The organism is Rhodococcus sp. NPDC077669, from assembly GCF_040686915.1.
GTDB classification, from domain to species: Bacteria; Actinomycetota; Actinomycetes; order Mycobacteriales; family Mycobacteriaceae; genus Rhodococcoides; species Rhodococcoides fascians.
Genome location: NZ_JBFBMD010000015.1, coordinates 16,028 through 32,035, shown reverse-complemented (window position 1 = coordinate 32,035; position 16,008 = coordinate 16,028). Strand labels below are relative to the sequence as shown.

The window sequence follows — 16,008 nt, the reverse complement described above, 5'->3', positions numbered from 1 at the left end:
CAGCAAAACCCACAAAGTGGCCTTAATGCATGAGGTCTGTGGGGTTGGACTTCGTTTTTGGTAGTAGATCGGTAGCGGTTCGGATTGGTGGCGTGGGACGGCGTTTCGGTGGTGGTGGATCGGTGATCTGGTGGGAGGTTGTGTCAGGATCTGTGAATTCGAGGGTGTTCGGGGTTAGGGTGGGCGGCATGGCGTCGACTCAGGCTCGGATGACTGCGCGTGCTCGGGCGCGGGCGGCGCAGCAAAAAGTCGTCGCCGACCGCAAAGCGCGCGACGAGAAGAACATGGGCTCGTTGACGGACTACTTCGCGGCCGCTGAGCAGATCGACGCGGCCCGGCTGGCGATGGCCCGCGCGCTCGACGACATCCGGGGCCGTGAAGGAACACTCAGCGCCGCTGCGACACTCGCGGGGATCACGACTGGCGAAGCTCGCAAACTTCTGGCACTGCTCGCCGACACCGCAGCGCCGCCGGCGAGCGCGGGCACCGACGACGACACCTCGGACTCCGGCTCGGATGCAAACGCAGAATTGCGTGATGGATCGGCCTTGAACGAGCCGGGTGACTCGGCGTCGACAGGCGATGCAACGACGAGCGAAACCGCGACCGGCGACAGCGACCCGGACGCCGAGTCCGCGACGAGTCAGGGCTAGCCGATGACCGCCGCGATGATGCAACTGGCGTTGTTCGGCGACGACACCAACGCTGCAACACCGCAGCCGGTTCGCCGGGTGTGGCGACCGTTGCAGCAGCCGTTGACTGCGAAGACCGTGGCGAGGTTCTGGGCGAAGGTGGTCAAAACTCCGAGCTGCCATTTTTTCAGGGGGTCGGTGAGCTTTCCGGACGGCTACGGCAGATTTACCTTCACCGACGGCGACGCACCACGCACGTTGTCGGCGCACCGGTTCGCGTTGTTGCTCGAATACGGCGACCTCGGTGACGGGATCGTCGGTGAGCACGACTGCGACGAGACACTGTGCGTGCGGGTGGCCGACGGTCACCTCAAACGCGGCACCCAATCGGCGAACCTCGCGCACGCTGTTGCCGTCGGCCGGCACATCGGACCGACACCGGCAGGCGGGGATCCACGCGGACGCTACGGGCGCGCGATCGCGATCCGCGACGCACTCGAAGACGGCTACGACGAACCGCGACTGCGGGCCGCTCTCGCGGGCCACAGCTTCGACGCCCAAGCACCACCAACACTGTTCTGAAACGAACGCCACGACACATGTCGGTGGCGACCGGTAGAGATAGATCCATCAGGCTTCGGGCCGCTGCACCGCCCCGGTGAGAGCAGTCCTCAACGATAAGGACTCACGAGATGACGCTCTCCTCGCTCTTCACCGACGACGTCGGACCGCTCCCCCTGCTCGCTGTCGCCGGTGCCGGATTTCTGATCTGGTACGTCCGGTACCTCGGCGAGAACGACCCCGGATGGAAGGGTTTCGTGGCGAACATTCTCACCGTCATCGGTGTCGGCGCGTACCTCGTCGTTCTCGCTGTCGTGTTCGGCGCATTCATCGCGGTGATCGGCGCGTTCATCGCGGTGATGCTGTTCATGGTTCCCCTGTTCGCACTCGGCGGTGCCAGCGGAGTCGATGACCGCAGAGCCCGTCGCGGGTACTACCGCGACCGGTACGACAACGATTACTACTGACCCTCCGACACGCACGAACAGTCTCTGTGCACATAGTGCACTCGGGCGATGCGCAGCCGGTGCAACAGCGGTTGTGCAGTCGCTGCAACGGTCACGTGCAGATCGTGTGCACCGCGTCCCGACACCGCATGCAACGGGCACAAGGTTCGCGAGAGAGCGTCGCCTGTGTACCCGGCCCGGTACAGCGTGAGTCGATGAATGCGGATAGTCCTGACGCACGACCGCAGCTGTCGGTCGAGGAGATCTTCGAGCGGCATGGCGAGTGCAGACGACGACTCAGTTCGTCGTGCCGTGCATCCAGACAATGACGTCGAGGACTCGTAGCGCACTGATCTCGTCGGGCAGTCCGGCCTTCGCCCGAATCGAACGCAACCGCGCGTCGAGTGCTCCGCCGTCGGCACGCAGCGCTTCCCGAATGGGGTTCAGATGCAGTGCCTTCGTGTTCAGCACACGTCCGACGACCACGTCGTAGATCGGCACGAGACGGGGACGTTTGCGGGCCATCAGCTTCGTAGCGATGGTGCGGCCGATGTCCCCCACGCTCCGCAATTCGTCCTCCAGACGCCACAACGGTGCCTCCGACGTGAACGGTTCGGTCTCATCGACGAGGTCGCGGTCGGGGCCAACCGACTCCAGGAGTTCGGTGAATCGGTCGACTCGGGTGACGAGCAGATCGCGTGCCGCGTTTGCCGTGACCGCAACCGACAAGAAGGTGACCGCAACGAGGTCGTCGGCGGTGAATCGGTTGCTGTCGGCGGCGCGGTTCTGCGGTGCCCAGCTGTCGAAGTACGCGCCGGTGTAGCACCCGGCATCGAGGTAGGTGCCGCCGTAGTACCGACGCAGCAGAGCGACCGCATCGTCGTCGGAGTCGGCGATCAAGGGCGGTGGAAGAGTGACACTCATAGCGGTCGATCGTGTCAGACAACGGTGGTGTCGACGTCGGGTTCCGGGTGGGGTTCGATGCGCTCCATGCTGTTGATGATCAGCGCGGTGCGCTCCGGCGGGCCAGACACACATGCGGTCGCAGCGATCGGGCCGGCCGTATCGACGCACGATCGGCCGGTGCGTGCGAACGCGCGCGGGAACATCCAGAAGTCGATCGAATCGTCCAAGTCGACGAGTCGCCCCATCGCCCACTGACCTGTCTGCTGATTCGTCTTCACCGTGACTTCCGCGAGGGTGCCGTGCACGACGACGTGCGTCCCGTTGGGGACATCGCCGTCACGCACCTCCCGCACTCGCACGAGAGGCTGCGGTGTGGCGGCGTGGTCGTTCGGCATGGCCCCAGGCTTCCACCAGGCTCCGACACGAATGTGGCGTTGTGAGGCCGACGGATCCGATGTGGCCTGTCAGCGGCGGGCGCGCCTTGGGGGGTCGAGCTACGACTCGGTGCGATCGGGTGCGGTGGTGGCGTCGCAGATCATGTCGTCTTCACCTGCATACCGGAAGGTGCGTTGCCCTGTCGAGAGGGTGACCTCCGGGGCGTTCGCCGTCGTCGGCAGGTGGGTCGAAAGTCCGCTCGTCTGCCATACCGCCAGGATCTCGTCTGCCACCGACCGATCTCGGGCGGCGTCGACGCGGTGATGTGACCGGGGAAAGGTTCAGAGGTAGAGCAGGTTCATCTCGCCGGTTCCGTCGAATCGTTCGAGGCTGTCGAGGACGCCGTTGAAGTTCGCGGTCCGGCACCGTCCGAGGCCGACGATGAGCGCGAAGTTTCCGTCGAGGGTGACCAGATACGACGGGGCGCAGCCGTTGTCGGGTGAGACGTGTTCGCGGGCGTCGAGCAGTGCGTAGCGGACGGCGTCGGCGGCTGCTCTCTTGGCGGTGGCGAGGTCCGGCTCGGCTCCGGATGCGGTGATGATCTCGGGGTTGTTCTCGGGGCGGGTAGTGACGGTCCAGGTGATCATCGTCGGTGTTCCTTTCCTCGCGCTGTCGTGGGCGGGCCGTGTAGGACTGGAGCCTCGCACGGCGAGCGCAGCGAGTCGGGCGAGGCGACCGCCATTGTCGGTCGGGTGTGGATGGCCGGCGAAGCTGTGGATAACGACGTTCGGCCCCGCGGTGCGGGGCCGAACGTGTGGTACAGGTCAGGCGTTGTCGAAAGCGTCGAGAATTTTGGTGGGGTCTCGGCGGAAGCGCCCGCCGTCGACGAATACCCCGACCGCGGTGCGGTGAACGCGGCGCAGCTCTTCCATGAGGGTGTCGTAGCCGACGCGGTCGGTGATGCGCCAGAGGATCGGGCCCATGTGCAGGTCTGCCCAGTGGACGGTGCGGCGTTGTTCGGGGACGTAGCGGCTGTGCGCGACGACGGAGTGTTCGGGGCCGCCGAGCCAGACGACAGATATCGCGGCGGCACCGAATTGTGTGCCGGGTTGCGCCGGGTGGGGGGCGTGACCGTCCACGCCGACGAGTGAGCCTCGGACGGAGGCGAATCCGGCGATGAGGTCGCAGACTGCTTCGGCGCTGCGGAAGGTCATCATCACGTGCCCGAACGCGACGATCATCTGCGCTTCGTCGGTCGCGGCCGCAGTGACGGTGATAGTGGCGGTCTGTGGGCCGGTGACGATCGCGGTGGTGTGGGTGACGATGGCGGTGGTCCGCGCGTTCTGCGCTGCGCTGGCTCGGCGGCTGGGTCGGGTGGTGTTGCTCGACATGGTGACCTCTCCTGGAAAACGGTGGCCGGACCTTCGCCCTGCCAATTTCTTTTGCCGTGGTGGCTTGAGGAGAGGGCTCAGCGCACGGGCCGGCGGGTCAGCCGGTGGGCCGGAAAGTTTTCAGCCGAAGGCGTTCTGAAAAGTTTTCGGAGCCCTTGGGCCGGCGCAGCCGCCATCGGTTGATGCGCCGGCACGGGTGATGAACACTCGGAGAAGCCACAACGTCACAAGAAATTGATTTCTTCGATGCGGACGAAGCGCAGCGGAGTTCGATTCGGCGGCGGCCCGCAGGGTCGCGTGTGGCCCGCCAGGGCCTGCCCGAGGACTGCACCGGCCACCACCGGCGAGACGCCTGACGCCGCCGGGGTTCGGCGCTCCTGCAGCGCGGTGTGGGGTACGGCTCGCACGGTGACTGTGCGGGAGCGACGGAACGCCAGCCACGCTCGGTGTCGCGGTAGCTCCGATCTTTTCGGTGTGTCCGACGGTGGTCGGGTGTGCAGTTCTGGTCTGGGCGGATCCGGTGTGGATCGTTTAGACTTTCGATCAAGTTCGAGCGTCGATGAGGGTCACGTTCGAGCGCGCCCCACCCGTACCGATCCGCCCCGCACTACGCCTGCACGGCGCTGCGAGCTGAACCGATCGGTGCCTGTCCGGTGGGGATTTCCGCGCACCGAACTGGAAGGCCCTCACCATGTCTGTCTCTCCCGCTGTCGACAAAGACACCGCCATCGCGCGCGCCCGCGCCGCGATAGAAAACCGCACCAAATACATCGAGTCCCTTTTCGACGCCGCCCAGGCATCCGCTGATGCGCGCGAGAAGGTCGCCGAGGCGACTCGCGCCGCTGAACACGCGAACGCCGAACACGCTGCCGCGTACAAAGAAGCGATCGATGCCGGGTGGACGGTTGCCGAACTCACCGGCAGTGGTCTGACTGCACCGACACCGGTCGGCAAGAAGCCATCCAAGCCCTCTGCCAGGCGCAGCTCCGGTCGCGCTACTGCGCGCCGCCGAGTAGGTGCCGAGAACACCGCCGGCCCCGACCGGCAACACGACGATGCGACCTCGCCGACTGCACCCGCAACGCCGAGCAAACCTGAGTCCTCGCCCGCGCACTGACCCTGCTGCCCTCGCACCACCCGCGCACCGGCACCGGTCGCGGATCCCCCGTGCCCTCGCACGCTCGACACATCTCGCGTGCGGGCGCACCCCATCACGTCTAAGGACCACACACATGACCCAGCCCGGATTCAACGTCGAAGTAGCCTCCCTCGACCGCAACGGCGACCCAGGCTTCGTGCACGCACGCGGCTCGTTCTACACCCCCCGCTCCGCCGCACAGTTCGCACTCACCCAAGCAGCAGCACTGGCAGACACCTACGAGTTCGACACCGTCTCCGTCGTCATCGACGCAGTCGGCGAGGGCACCTCACGCCGTGATGTCGAGTTCATCGGCACCCCCGGCGAACTCGCCGCCGACCTCACCGCACTCCCGGACTACAAGAACGGTGTCCTGCGCACCGTCATCCCCGCACCACGCAACGTCACCGCGGCAGTAGCCGCCATCATCGAAGCAACACCTCCGCTACCTGACTCGGCGGTCGACGGCCCCGACGCCGTCTCGGTTCTCGACGTGGAGGTGTACTCGGTCCGGCCCGGCCCGATCCCGAACTCGCGCACCGACGTCGGCGCGTACACACCGCAGGATGCGCACCGCATCGCCGAGCATCTCGCGGCAGATCTCGGCGGCACCATCGAGCCGATGCGCAACGAGACGGTGCTGCGCGTGACCCACACCGCGGACGTCTCCGACACCGACCGCATCGCCGCCGAGCGGTCCGTGCAGGTGCGGAACCTGCGGGCGAACCTCTCCGTCCTCGACCCGGTCGCCGACGCCGAACACATCGCCGCACTCGCCGCCGACCTCGACGAGCTACGAGCGCGATCGAGGCCGGCCGCACGCCCGGACAACACCGCAGCTGTGTCCGCGTCGGTATCGACGCCGCCGATGGCGCACGCAGCGCACGTCGAACGCTCCTCGACACGTCCGCGCGGGTTGGTCACTCCCCCGACCGGACGCTCGTCCAGAGCTGCACAGGCCACCTCGTCCACGCTGCACACCGCCCCTGCCCCGACACACACAGCGGCGATATCGCGGTCGGCCGATCACGGTCTCGGATGACCACCGGCCACCAGTTCCCACCGCAGAGGAGGGAAGGGCGGCACCGACTACCTCGGCCCTCGCAGCGCTCCGACTCGCTCGGCGACGGTAAGCCTGCGTTCCGACTCGACGGCGGCGACCTCGGCGCGGTCCTGGCGTTCGAGGCGGTGCTGTGGAACGAACCGATGACCGGCGTACTCCGCGAAATCCACATCACGCCCGGCCGCGTACGCGTGGTCGTTCTTCAGACCGAACAGCAGAAGGGCCTCTACCCGCGTTACACATCCAGTGGTGACCCCGATGCGCCGTATCTGGCCGATTACGACATCGACTTCGGCGACGAGGTCCGGATCGGCGATCGCCACTGATACCGCTCGTCCGGCTCAGCTCGGCCGTACACGCGAGAAAGGCACCTACACAGCCGGTGTGGGTGCCTTTGTCGTTCGGTACGGGTCGGGCGCGCGGTCAGCGCTGCGGGTGCGGCGCGGTGCCGGGTGCACCGAAGATGCCGGCCGCCAGTGCCCATGCGGTCAGGGTGCGGCGTTCGGCGTCGGTCGTCTCGTCGGCGTGGAGGTAGTCCCACTCCTGCAGCGCATCGAGGTCGTGGGCGTCGGCTCCGACGTGTCCGCACCACCACAGGTACGCCCCGATCGGGGACTCCACCTCGGGCCCGTGGGAGTCGACACTGCAGGTGTCTCGTTCGTTACGGGGTCCGGTGCGGGTGCGGGGACTGTCGAGGGTCACTGCCCTGCCCGAAACGTGTTGAGCCGCTGCCACAGTGCGCGTTGAGCGCGTCCGTGCTCCACGAGGTGATCGAACAGGTACTCCTCCGGTAGCTCTTCGGCGGCGTGGACGATGGCCGTTGCCACGGTCCGGTAACTGCGTCGGTAGGACTGGGAGAGCACGATGTCGGCGTAGTGGACGGCGGTGAAGCCGTCTGCCCCGGCGGTGATGACCTCGTTCAAGCGGCGACGCAGGGGCGCGTCTTTGGCTCCTCCGGATCCGGATCGCATGAAGGCTGCGGTGACGCTCGCTGGGTCGTAGGGTTCGCCGGCCGCGACGAGACCGGCGATCACGACGAACATTCGCCGGTACGCGACGTCGTCGAAGTCGTCGGCGGTCACGATCGCGGTGATGCGCAGATCCTCGGCGGACACTCCCCCGGTGTGGGCACTCCACATCAGGGCGCACAGCAGCAGTGCCTCGGGGTCGGTGGACGGCTCGTGAGCTGTTTCGTTGTCGACGGCAGTGTCGTCGACAACAGTGGCGAGGCTGCGAACGACACGCTCGGGCTCATCGGGCGGTGGAACTGCGCTCAGTGGCGTCATCGTCGGGCTCGTTCTCGCAGGTCGATCTCGAACAGGGTCAACGGAGTGGTCGGTCAGGCGGCGGCGAGCTTGTCGAGGGCGTCGATCCGAAAGCCGGACCAGTGGGTGCTCTCGTCGACGACCACGACGGGCATCTGCCGGTAGCCGAGTCCGTCGGTGACGAACTCGCGGGCCGCTGCATCTTCGGTGACATCGACTGTCGTGTATTCGATCCCGTGCTTGTTCAGGCGTCGTTTTGTTTGATCGCAGTTGTTGCATTCGGGTTTCGTGTACACGGTGATCGACATAGCTCACTCCTCGAGGGAATTGTTCCGATAGTTTCAATTCTATGCCAAAACATTCCAATAGGCCATAGATAGAGCGAGACAATATAACTCAAATGTGCTGGCGCACAATACATTTCTAGCTTCCGAGCAGTTCGAAATCACGTCGGTTTCGTTCCCGATCGGCAGTACGGAGAAAAACACGGAAGCGACGGGGAACAGTTCATTTCACATTCGGGTCATGGTGCCCGTCGCCCGACGGCTGGTTCATCGCCGTGATCGAGATCGAGACATGCGAAACGCCGCCGGAGCTGTTGCTCTACGGCGGCGTCAGCCGGGTACGGATGTTGGCCGGTCAGTGATCGGACGCGCTCGCTCGGCGTTGGTCGCCGATGAACTTGGCCCTGTTCGTAGTGGCGACGACCTCTTTCGTCCCTTTCGAGCCCAGCTCGTTGCCGATACGGACAAGAGCGAACACCAATGCCACTGCAAGAGCGGGAAATATGGTTTCGATGATGCTGACGCCGTTGCCGTCGAAGCTCATTTTGACGTTGTATGCGGCAACGGCTACCCCGAGGATGCCCACCACGACAGCGGCAAATCGGTTGAGCCCGATCCGAAGCCGGTCCACTGCATCCGCAGACTCGAAGTAGCGTTCCGCGTTCTCTTCGCTGTCATCGAACAGGAATTCGTGGCGGATCCGGGCGTGGTCACGGAATGTGGCGAAGGGGTTCATCGGTGGTTCCTGTCATCGTCAAGGTGTCACAGTCGTGATCGACAGCTGTGGGCGTCGCTGTGTCGTTGGTGGGTCATGTTGCCAGGTGGTACCGACACACTGCTGGGTGTCGGCACCACACGGGGTGTGGTTGGTCAGCTGGTGAGTTGTTTGCGTGTGGTGGTTTCTATGGCGATCTTGGCGCTGTCGTAGATGCGGTCGGGGATGGTGACGACGCCGGCCGCCAGTTCCGCGACGGTGCGGAGCGCCGTTTCGCGTTCCTGTCCGGTGGCCGAGGGGTCGAGGGCGATACCGAGTGCGCTGCGGATACGCCGAACGGTGCGGTGGTCTTCGGTACTGGTCACGCCCATGCCGATGGCGCGGGCGTAGCCGTCGGCTTTCCGCCAGGCAGTGTGCGCCTTCTGAGCGGCGACGGCGAAGGCCTGCACACGCTCGACGGTGTCGGGGCACTGCTCGGGCCGGATCTGGTTCATCTCGGCGAAGGCGTCGATGAACGCTGCGGTGCGGGGCTCGTCGAGGTTGTCGAGCAGGGGCCTGACGAAGATGGCGTAGGGATCGGCCAGGTACGCAGCGTAGGCGTCCGCGACCTCGCTGTAGACGGCGTGGGCTGCGGCGTAGTCGTCTTCGAGTGCCTTCTTGGCGGTGCGGCGGTCGGTGACGTGGCTGCGGGTCCTGATGATCAGGTAGGCAGCCAGTGCGACCGAGACCACGACTGCGGCGATGCCGCCGAACCAGATGACCGGTGTCCAATCCATCGGAACGTCGGGTGCGGCATCGACCACCGGTGGTGGCGGCGGCGGGGTGTCCAGTGTTGCGGGCGGGTCGGCGGGAGGAAGGTTCGTCGCTTCCTCGGCAGAGACCGGCGAAAGAATCGAACGGACGGCCGTCGCGGCGACGGCGACGACGAGCCCTCCCCCGCACATCTGTAGCGCGGTCCTATCGTCGTCGCCGTACATGCGTGACCAGAAGAACTTGGCTCCGCCGCCGATCATGGCGAGGACACTGAGCGCGGTGCACCCCCACATCAGGAAGGACAGGAGCACCTCGATTTCCGCTGAAGCGGGTGGCATCGTCTGGGGCACTGGATTGTTCATCAGTTGGGGCCTTTCAGGCTCGGGTGGGCTGCACGATCAGGGGCGTTGGGTGAGGTGGGCTTCGGCGGTGGCGGCAGCGACGTCGTAGCCGCCCCAGGGTGAGCGGTTCGGGACCGAGCGCAGGCCGATGGTGACGCCGCGTCGGGTGATGACGGGCCATCCGGTGGGGCGTTCCCCGACGAGCTCGATGACCTTCGCTGTCCACACCTGGTCCTTCTGCAACGGTCTGCGTTCGGGGGTCACGATCGGGAGGTCGTCGATCCAGTCGGGGTGGGCGTGATCGAGGGCGTCGCAGACTGCCTCGGCCTCGTCGGCGCGGTTTTCCCCTTCCCAGGGGCAACCGGTGCACGCGCCGCGGTAGACGTCGCCGCCGACGCACTGGCAGCCGGTGTCCCTGCTCGTGTCCGGGCAGCAGCAGTCGAGGTCCGCTGCAATGCAGGTTGGTTGGCAGGTGTCGGTGGGTGTGGACGGGTCGCAGATTCCTGGGCGGAACGCGTGGGAGTCGGCGCTCGGGCCGTGCCGTCCCCAGGTGTTCGCCCAGGTCTCGAATTCGGCGATGCGAGCTTCCACTCCTCGGGTGGGACTGGCGAACAGGATCGGGATGCCGTGCCGCTCGATGCGGCTGTTCTGCTCGTCGGCTTCAGCGGCGGCGAGCACCTCGAAGATGTCGATCTGGCCTGCGGTCTCGGCCATCACCGCAGGCCCAGCTCGGGGCGGGTGAGGGACTGCACGGCGAGGGAGAGTCGTATGTCGCCGGCGTCGACGACGACGGGGTGGGTACGGCTGTACCAGGCACCGGGTGCGTCGAGGAGGGCGGTGACCTCGACGCGGCCTGCGGGAGCGGTGCGGTAGCCGAGAATGTCGATGATCGTTCCGTCGAACTGGGTGTCGAGCGAGATCAGTTTCATTCCAACTCCTGTGAGGCGGCGGCGTGCGGGCGTGGTGGGCGCGGTCAGGGTGGCGGTCATGAGTACTCCCAAGGTCGGGCGGAGAAAGACTTCAGCGATGACGGTCGCGGGCCGTGCGCAGGCGCTCAGGACGGCAAGGTCTGGCAGTCGGCGCATTCCCAGCGTCCGGCGGTCGCGGTGCAGGTCCGTCGCTCTTCACAGAGCCAGCAGATCTGGTTGCGCTTGCGGGTCGACACCTGCTGCGCCGCAGCCACGGTGGCGGCCTGTGCGCGGTACTGCTCACGGGTGCTCGCATCACGGGCAGCGAGGTCGGCGCGGACCTGCTCCGGATCTACGGCCAATCCGTCGGTTCGTACGTTCAGCATGCCCCCGAACGCTGCGCGGCAGGACTGACACACATCGCCTGGTGTAGCGACCGGAACAGTACACCCGGGCAATGCGCAAGACGTGAACAACGTTGCGTGCCAATCGCATTCGATCTCGCCGGTGCGTGTCGATGTCATACCCAAACCATACAGCGTCACGCTGTATGGTTGCAAGGGGTTCGGCGAAGTATTTACAGCGTGGGGCTGTAAGGTGCGGGTATGTCGACAATCATGCTCGTGCGGAGATCGGAGGAACCGTGACCGATGCCGAATTGACCCTCTCCGAGGTTCTGACACTGATCGAGGCCTCGACCGGGAAAGCGATCGCGTCCTCGACGTGGCGGTCCTACGTCGCTCGTGGCCAGGCCCCGAAACCTGCCCGCCACCTCTCGCGCACTCCGCTATATTCGCGGGAGGACATCGAGGCGTGGATCGCAGGCCGACCCGGCAGTGGTGCGCGAACCGACCTGTACCCACGCTGATCGTCGTTCGACGTTCCGATTCACCTTTACGCGTCAACATATCTTGACGAACAGGAAAGGCCCCGGCCATCGGTGTGATGGTCGGGGCCTTCCTGTCGTGCTGGTTGCGACGCTCCAGCGGATGGTCAGGCGTCGTCGTCGACGGCGGCGTACGCGGCGTCGACGGTGATGTTGCCGATCGCGGCCTGCTCCACCGGGGTCAGGGTGTGCCCGCTGTCGGCGAGGAAGGTCAGGTAGCTGTCGATGCCGACCATGCCTCGGTAGTGCTTGGCGGAGAACCGCCAGTAGTCCTTGGCGTCCTGCGGTCCCGTCAGGCGGGCCTCGAACGCGGTGAGCACACGGGCAAGCAGCAATACCTCGGCGCGAGCGGGCGTGGCACCGGTGGCCTTACGGTCGACCTCGCCCAGCGGTGAACCCATGATCTCGCCGTACCGCTCCGAGCACTTGGATTCGGTGAACACGTCGTCATGAGCCGCCAGCGCGGTCACCATCCATTTGGTGGCGTTCTTCGGGGCGGTCTTGCCTGCGAGCAGACCGGTGAGGAATGCACGTCGGGCTTCGGTGGCGGTGGCTCCGGCACGGTTGAGGGCCTTGACCTTGCGGCGTTCTGCGCGTTCGGTCTCGATGCGTTCGGCTTCGGCGCGCGCGGCTGTGCGCTGCGCCGGGGTCAATCCGTCCTCGGTGCCAACGCCCTCTGCGGCTGCGGCGGCGATCTTCTCGGGTGCGACTTCGAGGCCGGCCGCAGACACATGGTCGTGGCGCAGGAAGTATTCGTGGCCCCAGGCGGTCACTTTCTCGACGGTGTTGGCGTGCCGTAGCTCCTCGTACGCCTCGGCTTCGTCGTCGTCCTCGGTGTCGAAGTCGATGTCGTCTTCGGCGACTTCCTCGCGGGTGGTCTTGTCGACCCAGACGGTGCCGGTTTCGTGGACGTGGACGTGCCACAAGTGCGGTGCCTGTTCGGGTGCGTCGGCCGGGATTGCCGCGCCGTCGGCGGTGCGCAGGTCCGCGAGTGAGTACCACTCCCCCTCGCTGGTGGACGGTTCGTCGTGGAGCAACGTGAAGCCGAGTGCGATGTAGTCGGCTGCGGCGGCAGTGGTTTCGGCGCGTTCGTCGATGCGGCGCGCGAGGGTGGCCAGGCGGTACTCGAAACCGAATCTGTTGTCGAAGATCTGCTCGATTGCCTCGGTGATCCACGGCTCCGTCTGTGCGGCGGCTTCGAGATCAGCAAGTAACGCAGCTCCTTCGAGGGTGAGTTGCCGGTCGTCGAGCTGGCGGCGAGCGCGCTCGGATCGTCCTGCTCGACCGGCCTTTTCGACGTACGTCTTGGGGACGTGCAGTGCTGTCGCGACCTTCTGCACGTTCAGGCCCAGGTCGAGCAGGCCCGTGACGGCGGCGGCGCGTTGCCCGGTGGTGAGGTCTTCGCGCTGGTCGTTGGATACCACCTGCTCGGTGATGCGTTCGATCCCTGCGGCCTTCTCGTCGTCGGACTGCTCGCGCACCATCACCGGTATCGAGGTGAGACCGGCTTCGCGGGCCCCGAGAGTTCTGCGCTGTCCGTCGTGGACGACCAGGGTTCCGTCGACGCGGCGGACCGCCGAGACCGCCTGGAGGACACCGTGGGCGGCGATGGAGGCGACGAACTCGGGGTCGGCGGTGATGTCGACGCCGTCGCGGACGTTGGCGGTGATGTCGAGGGCGTGCGGGTCGGCGTCGACGAGGGTGTAGCCGGTCGAGGTCGGTGCCGATTGTGTAGCCATGGTGGTGGTCATGATGGCGGTCTCCCTGGTTAGAGTGCGGCGGTGAGGCACCGGGCAGATATCAGCTGCCCGGTGCCCGTTCGCAGGTGGAGGGTCGAGCGAGGGTCAGCGATCGGCGGTCTTCACGACGGGTAGTTCCCAGATCGGATCTACTGCACAGGGGGCGCTGATGTCGACCCAGCGCCCGGTGACCGCGTATCCGCGACGGGCGAGCAGAACCTGCGCCATGTCCGGGGTCCAGTCCATCGGTGCGCGCTCCTCGATGCCGGTCGCGTCGATGTACTCGACCTCGATGCCGCCCCGTCGGATGGACACTCCCAGGCCGCGTTCGGGGCGTTCGTCGCCGTATTCGGAGGTGACTGCCGTGAGGTTCCGCTCGGTTTCTCCCATGCCCCTAACCTTACAGCGTCAAGCTGTATTGTCAAGCCCTGCAACGGGTTTCGATTCCTGTGCGAATCCGAGCCGTTACGTTGCGGGCGTCGAACGGCGGCACCATGCCCACTCGAATCGCTTACAGCGCAGGATGATCGAGCCTGCGACTACGCCAGGTCGGTGCGGCGGGTGGGGTTCTCGATACGGGGCCGCAGGTTGTAGGTGTCGTACCACTGCTGTGCGGCTTGCTTGCTCATGCCGAGGATCTCGCCGATCTTCGACCATGGGACAGGCCGCTCCTGGGTCCGGAGGCGTCCGATGATGGCGTAGCGGTCGGCGATCATCGTCGAGGCGAGGAAGGCGTTGATCTCGAGTGCGTCGACATCGGAGACCGCGTCGTCCATGCGGCGTTGGGCGTTCGCGGTCCACGTCCCAGCGTCCTTGCGCCCCTGCTCGTGCACCATCTCGGCTAGGTCGACGTCGACGAGAGCGTCCTTGTACTGGACGTAGAGTTCGGTCAGCTCGGTCGGGGTGAGGACCTTCTCCGATTCCATAACGTCAAGATATCTTGACGATTTCTCTCCGTCAACATATCTTGACGATTGAGCGTGTTTCAGCTGACGGGGGTTGCGGCTTCGGCGGGGCACCACTGCTGCTGGAGGCGAAGGAAACCCTTGCCGTTCCCGATCGGTATGTCGAAACTCAGACAGCAAATCCACTGTCCGCGAGCGGTTTTCGCCCACGCATGAAGAAGACCTGGCGATTTGGTATCCATCGCGAGCCCCTCCGAGCGGACTTTGAGAGGTGTTCCGTCGCGGAAGAATCCTCCGGACGAGCCTGCCACGGTGAGCGCTATGTTGACCAAGACTCTCCGAGGTGGATCGACGATGCGGCGGGTCGGTGGGTCGAAGCTCACGGGCCAGTTCTCGTACAGGTCGGGGGTCATTGTGCGACCGCCAGCCGGTGCGGCCGGTGACCGGCGACGGTGTCGTTGGCCACCGGGGTCCAGCGCAGGCCATGCTCGCCGAACGTGGGTGCGGTGAGGGTGTAGCGGCCTGTGCGCTGGGTGATTCCGCGTCCGTGGACGGTGGTCTCGAGGGTGATCGAGCGGATGCGTCCCCTGCCTTGCTCGATGCCGCCGTAGCCGACCGGCCGAGAGGAGATCGTCAGATCGAGACCAGGCATCCGGCCGTCGGTGATTGCGAATACGCCTGCGTGCGTGCGCGTCCGGGCAAGGATCGCTCGCGCACGAGTCGGCGGTACGTCGCGACCGTGGACAGTACTGACGACCAGATCGATCCCATCGATACAAACACTGGCAACGTCCAATGGGTCGCCGTTCCCTGGATCTATCAGATGCACTTTCGACAAATCCCCACCATGTTCATGGACGGCGAGAAGCCCGAACTTGGGTTGTCCGATCAGGGCGACGTGATGGCCGGCCGCGGTGGCGGTGGCGACAAGTCCGACGAGAATCGATCCGGCACCGGTGATCGACAGGGCCGTTCCTCGGGCCAGTGCGCCTCGTGGAAGCAGTTCCGACAGCGGTGTGGGTGTCGGGATGATCCGCAGGCTTCGCGAGCGCACGGGGCCGCTGAGGGCTCGTTCCTCGACACCGGTGGTGGCTGCGCCAGCGCTCGCGGTCGGCGGTGCCACACTCAGGGCGACGTCGACAGCGGATTCATCGGGGCCGGTGGGTGCGTGGTCGCGGCGACCGGGAATCGCTGCCATGCTGCGCCGCAGCGCCGCGAGCTGCGCGGCTTTGTCCAGGCCACTGAGGTCGGGCATCGTCTCGGCTGTACCGGCCATGAGTGCGACCTTTCGCCGAACGGATCTCCTCACGTCAATCTATGCGAACATACGTTCGATGTCGAACTACCTGCGCACGTCCGGTGCCCACCGTGAATCGTGGGCTTTCGAGGCGTCCACGACGTGGTCGATCGACAATTCGGGATCGGCCGTCAGGTGGCGATGCGCGGCCAGGAGACGTGAGACGTGGTCCATGGCGGCGTGCACATCGGGGTCGTCGGGGTCGTAACCCTCGTCGACGATGGCAGCTCGTTCGATGGAGTCCATGTCTAGTTCGACGCGCCGGACTCCGGTGCGGTTCCGGCGTCGTAGATCAGATCGTCGGAGCCCTCGTACCGGTACGCACGCTGCCCACTCGGCAGGGTCACCCAGCCCGCCTGTCCGTGGTCGGAGTCCGGGGCGAAGCTGTGGTCACTGGTCATCC

26 protein-coding genes are annotated in these 16,008 nt (G+C 65.8%); 7 read left to right on the top strand and 19 right to left on the bottom strand.

Features of this window, described 5'->3' with window-relative positions; translation table 11 throughout:
• Window positions 1–188 precede the first annotated feature (188 nt).
• From AB0P23_RS17285 to AB0P23_RS17275, 3 genes are all read left to right on the top strand, one after another.
• Window positions 189–653, top strand: a complete 465-nt coding sequence (locus AB0P23_RS17285) for a hypothetical protein (protein WP_363798477.1) — start codon at window positions 189–191, stop codon at window positions 651–653.
• Window positions 654–656: 3 nt separating this feature from the next.
• The gene (locus tag AB0P23_RS17280) at window positions 657–1,214 is read left to right on the top strand and encodes a hypothetical protein (RefSeq protein WP_363798475.1); all 558 of its coding nucleotides are present in this window, start codon (window positions 657–659) and stop codon (window positions 1,212–1,214) included.
• A 110-nt stretch (window positions 1,215–1,324) separates the two neighbouring features.
• The gene (locus tag AB0P23_RS17275; protein WP_363798473.1) at window positions 1,325–1,660 is read left to right on the top strand and encodes a hypothetical protein; all 336 of its coding nucleotides are present in this window, start codon (window positions 1,325–1,327) and stop codon (window positions 1,658–1,660) included.
• A 276-nt stretch (window positions 1,661–1,936) separates the two neighbouring features.
• On the opposite strand, the gene AB0P23_RS17270 is transcribed toward AB0P23_RS17275, so the two are convergent.
• The 5 genes from AB0P23_RS17270 to AB0P23_RS17250 form a co-directional block, all read right to left on the bottom strand.
• A complete protein-coding gene (locus AB0P23_RS17270; RefSeq protein WP_363798471.1) occupies window positions 1,937–2,563 on the bottom strand; it encodes a DUF6308 family protein in 627 nt (208 codons plus the stop codon).
• A gap of 14 nt (window positions 2,564–2,577) precedes the next feature.
• Complete coding sequence (locus tag AB0P23_RS17265; protein WP_363798468.1) at window positions 2,578–2,940, bottom strand: hypothetical protein; 363 nt, start codon at window positions 2,938–2,940, stop codon at window positions 2,578–2,580.
• A 99-nt stretch (window positions 2,941–3,039) separates the two neighbouring features.
• Window positions 3,040–3,213, bottom strand: coding sequence for a hypothetical protein (locus AB0P23_RS17260; protein WP_363798466.1), 174 nt, complete (start codon window positions 3,211–3,213; stop codon window positions 3,040–3,042).
• Between the two features lie 48 nt (window positions 3,214–3,261).
• Window positions 3,262–3,567 (bottom strand): hypothetical protein, encoded by a 306-nt coding sequence (locus AB0P23_RS17255; RefSeq protein WP_032386844.1) that lies wholly within the window; start codon window positions 3,565–3,567, stop codon window positions 3,262–3,264.
• 177 nt (window positions 3,568–3,744) lie between these two features.
• Window positions 3,745–4,311 carry a hypothetical protein gene (locus tag AB0P23_RS17250; RefSeq protein ID WP_363798464.1) on the bottom strand — a complete coding sequence of 189 codons (567 nt, stop codon included), beginning with the start codon at window positions 4,309–4,311 and terminating at the stop codon, window positions 3,745–3,747.
• A gap of 691 nt (window positions 4,312–5,002) precedes the next feature.
• Between AB0P23_RS17250 and AB0P23_RS17245 the strand changes: the two genes are divergently transcribed.
• From AB0P23_RS17245 to AB0P23_RS17235, 3 genes are all read left to right on the top strand, one after another.
• Window positions 5,003–5,428, top strand: a complete 426-nt coding sequence (locus AB0P23_RS17245; RefSeq protein WP_363798462.1) for a hypothetical protein — start codon at window positions 5,003–5,005, stop codon at window positions 5,426–5,428.
• Window positions 5,429–5,543: 115 nt separating this feature from the next.
• Window positions 5,544–6,491 carry a hypothetical protein gene (locus AB0P23_RS17240; protein ID WP_363798460.1) on the top strand — a complete coding sequence of 316 codons (948 nt, stop codon included), beginning with the start codon at window positions 5,544–5,546 and terminating at the stop codon, window positions 6,489–6,491.
• Window positions 6,488–6,838, top strand: a complete 351-nt coding sequence (locus tag AB0P23_RS17235; protein ID WP_363798458.1) for a hypothetical protein — start codon at window positions 6,488–6,490, stop codon at window positions 6,836–6,838. The genes AB0P23_RS17240 and AB0P23_RS17235 overlap by 4 nt, the downstream gene beginning before the upstream one ends.
• A 97-nt stretch (window positions 6,839–6,935) precedes the next feature.
• Here the strand turns inward: AB0P23_RS17235 and AB0P23_RS17230 are convergent, their stop codons facing one another.
• The 8 genes from AB0P23_RS17230 to AB0P23_RS17195 form a co-directional block, all read right to left on the bottom strand.
• On the bottom strand, window positions 6,936–7,214 hold the full coding sequence (locus tag AB0P23_RS17230) for a hypothetical protein (protein WP_363798455.1): 279 nt from the start codon (window positions 7,212–7,214) through the stop codon (window positions 6,936–6,938).
• Window positions 7,211–7,798 (bottom strand): DnaB-like helicase N-terminal domain-containing protein, encoded by a 588-nt coding sequence (locus AB0P23_RS17225; protein WP_363798453.1) that lies wholly within the window; start codon window positions 7,796–7,798, stop codon window positions 7,211–7,213. Before AB0P23_RS17225 ends, AB0P23_RS17230 begins: the two co-directional genes overlap by 4 nt.
• 53 nt (window positions 7,799–7,851) lie before the next feature.
• Window positions 7,852–8,085, bottom strand: coding sequence for a glutaredoxin family protein (locus AB0P23_RS17220; protein WP_363798451.1), 234 nt, complete (start codon window positions 8,083–8,085; stop codon window positions 7,852–7,854).
• 331 nt (window positions 8,086–8,416) lie between these two features.
• Window positions 8,417–8,797: a hypothetical protein gene (locus tag AB0P23_RS17215; RefSeq protein ID WP_363798448.1), complete on the bottom strand. Its 381-nt coding sequence runs from the start codon at window positions 8,795–8,797 to the stop codon at window positions 8,417–8,419.
• Window positions 8,798–8,931: 134 nt separating this feature from the next.
• Entirely contained in the window at window positions 8,932–9,891 is a 960-nt protein-coding gene (locus AB0P23_RS17210) for a hypothetical protein (protein ID WP_363798446.1), read from the bottom strand.
• 36 nt (window positions 9,892–9,927) lie between these two features.
• Complete coding sequence (locus tag AB0P23_RS17205) at window positions 9,928–10,584, bottom strand: DUF6349 family protein (RefSeq protein ID WP_363798443.1); 657 nt, start codon at window positions 10,582–10,584, stop codon at window positions 9,928–9,930.
• Window positions 10,584–10,859 carry a hypothetical protein gene (locus AB0P23_RS17200; RefSeq protein ID WP_363798440.1) on the bottom strand — a complete coding sequence of 92 codons (276 nt, stop codon included), beginning with the start codon at window positions 10,857–10,859 and terminating at the stop codon, window positions 10,584–10,586. Before AB0P23_RS17200 ends, AB0P23_RS17205 begins: the two co-directional genes overlap by 1 nt.
• Window positions 10,860–10,924: 65 nt before the next feature.
• Window positions 10,925–11,164 carry a hypothetical protein gene (locus AB0P23_RS17195; protein WP_363798437.1) on the bottom strand — a complete coding sequence of 80 codons (240 nt, stop codon included), beginning with the start codon at window positions 11,162–11,164 and terminating at the stop codon, window positions 10,925–10,927.
• Between the two features lie 257 nt (window positions 11,165–11,421).
• Between AB0P23_RS17195 and AB0P23_RS17190 the strand changes: the two genes are divergently transcribed.
• Window positions 11,422–11,646 carry a hypothetical protein gene (locus tag AB0P23_RS17190; RefSeq protein WP_032370864.1) on the top strand — a complete coding sequence of 75 codons (225 nt, stop codon included), beginning with the start codon at window positions 11,422–11,424 and terminating at the stop codon, window positions 11,644–11,646.
• Window positions 11,647–11,771: 125 nt separating this feature from the next.
• Here the strand turns inward: AB0P23_RS17190 and AB0P23_RS17185 are convergent, their stop codons facing one another.
• The 6 genes from AB0P23_RS17185 to AB0P23_RS17160 all read right to left on the bottom strand — a co-directional run bounded on the left by AB0P23_RS17185 (window position 11,772) and on the right by AB0P23_RS17160 (window position 16,006).
• Window positions 11,772–13,415, bottom strand: coding sequence for a ParB N-terminal domain-containing protein (locus AB0P23_RS17185; protein ID WP_363798434.1), 1,644 nt, complete (start codon window positions 13,413–13,415; stop codon window positions 11,772–11,774).
• Window positions 13,416–13,508: 93 nt separating this feature from the next.
• Entirely contained in the window at window positions 13,509–13,793 is a 285-nt protein-coding gene (locus tag AB0P23_RS17180; protein WP_363798432.1) for a hypothetical protein, read from the bottom strand.
• A 149-nt stretch (window positions 13,794–13,942) separates the two neighbouring features.
• Complete coding sequence (locus AB0P23_RS17175) at window positions 13,943–14,329, bottom strand: hypothetical protein (protein ID WP_363798429.1); 387 nt, start codon at window positions 14,327–14,329, stop codon at window positions 13,943–13,945.
• A gap of 388 nt (window positions 14,330–14,717) precedes the next feature.
• Window positions 14,718–15,584: a hypothetical protein gene (locus AB0P23_RS17170; protein ID WP_363798426.1), complete on the bottom strand. Its 867-nt coding sequence runs from the start codon at window positions 15,582–15,584 to the stop codon at window positions 14,718–14,720.
• Between the two features lie 66 nt (window positions 15,585–15,650).
• Entirely contained in the window at window positions 15,651–15,851 is a 201-nt protein-coding gene (locus tag AB0P23_RS17165; RefSeq protein ID WP_363798423.1) for a hypothetical protein, read from the bottom strand.
• A gap of 2 nt (window positions 15,852–15,853) precedes the next feature.
• Window positions 15,854–16,006 (bottom strand): hypothetical protein, encoded by a 153-nt coding sequence (locus tag AB0P23_RS17160; protein ID WP_363798421.1) that lies wholly within the window; start codon window positions 16,004–16,006, stop codon window positions 15,854–15,856.
• Between the last annotated feature and the right edge of the window lie 2 nt (window positions 16,007–16,008).

Coding starts and splice junctions, on each gene's coding strand:
- AB0P23_RS17235 (WP_363798458.1), top strand. CDS start 6,488: ATGACCACCGGCCACCAGTTCCCACCGCAGAGGAGGGAAGGGCGGCAC.
- AB0P23_RS17255 (WP_032386844.1), bottom strand. CDS start 3,567: ATGATCACCTGGACCGTCACTACCCGCCCCGAGAACAACCCCGAGATC.
- AB0P23_RS17265 (WP_363798468.1), bottom strand. CDS start 2,940: ATGCCGAACGACCACGCCGCCACACCGCAGCCTCTCGTGCGAGTGCGG.
- AB0P23_RS17165 (WP_363798423.1), bottom strand. CDS start 15,851: ATGGACTCCATCGAACGAGCTGCCATCGTCGACGAGGGTTACGACCCC.
- AB0P23_RS17270 (WP_363798471.1), bottom strand. CDS start 2,563: ATGAGTGTCACTCTTCCACCGCCCTTGATCGCCGACTCCGACGACGAT.
- AB0P23_RS17210 (WP_363798446.1), bottom strand. CDS start 9,891: ATGAACAATCCAGTGCCCCAGACGATGCCACCCGCTTCAGCGGAAATC.
- AB0P23_RS17275 (WP_363798473.1), top strand. CDS start 1,325: ATGACGCTCTCCTCGCTCTTCACCGACGACGTCGGACCGCTCCCCCTG.
- AB0P23_RS17245 (WP_363798462.1), top strand. CDS start 5,003: ATGTCTGTCTCTCCCGCTGTCGACAAAGACACCGCCATCGCGCGCGCC.
- AB0P23_RS17170 (WP_363798426.1), bottom strand. CDS start 15,584: ATGGCCGGTACAGCCGAGACGATGCCCGACCTCAGTGGCCTGGACAAA.
- AB0P23_RS17285 (WP_363798477.1), top strand. CDS start 189: ATGGCGTCGACTCAGGCTCGGATGACTGCGCGTGCTCGGGCGCGGGCG.
- AB0P23_RS17225 (WP_363798453.1), bottom strand. CDS start 7,798: ATGACGCCACTGAGCGCAGTTCCACCGCCCGATGAGCCCGAGCGTGTC.
- AB0P23_RS17195 (WP_363798437.1), bottom strand. CDS start 11,164: ATGCTGAACGTACGAACCGACGGATTGGCCGTAGATCCGGAGCAGGTC.
- AB0P23_RS17200 (WP_363798440.1), bottom strand. CDS start 10,859: ATGACCGCCACCCTGACCGCGCCCACCACGCCCGCACGCCGCCGCCTC.
- AB0P23_RS17180 (WP_363798432.1), bottom strand. CDS start 13,793: ATGGGAGAAACCGAGCGGAACCTCACGGCAGTCACCTCCGAATACGGC.
- AB0P23_RS17215 (WP_363798448.1), bottom strand. CDS start 8,797: ATGAACCCCTTCGCCACATTCCGTGACCACGCCCGGATCCGCCACGAA.
- AB0P23_RS17240 (WP_363798460.1), top strand. CDS start 5,544: ATGACCCAGCCCGGATTCAACGTCGAAGTAGCCTCCCTCGACCGCAAC.
- AB0P23_RS17185 (WP_363798434.1), bottom strand. CDS start 13,415: ATGACCACCACCATGGCTACACAATCGGCACCGACCTCGACCGGCTAC.
- AB0P23_RS17220 (WP_363798451.1), bottom strand. CDS start 8,085: ATGTCGATCACCGTGTACACGAAACCCGAATGCAACAACTGCGATCAA.
- AB0P23_RS17205 (WP_363798443.1), bottom strand. CDS start 10,584: ATGGCCGAGACCGCAGGCCAGATCGACATCTTCGAGGTGCTCGCCGCC.
- AB0P23_RS17160 (WP_363798421.1), bottom strand. CDS start 16,006: ATGACCAGTGACCACAGCTTCGCCCCGGACTCCGACCACGGACAGGCG.
- AB0P23_RS17250 (WP_363798464.1), bottom strand. CDS start 4,311: ATGTCGAGCAACACCACCCGACCCAGCCGCCGAGCCAGCGCAGCGCAG.
- AB0P23_RS17175 (WP_363798429.1), bottom strand. CDS start 14,329: ATGGAATCGGAGAAGGTCCTCACCCCGACCGAGCTGACCGAACTCTAC.
- AB0P23_RS17280 (WP_363798475.1), top strand. CDS start 657: ATGACCGCCGCGATGATGCAACTGGCGTTGTTCGGCGACGACACCAAC.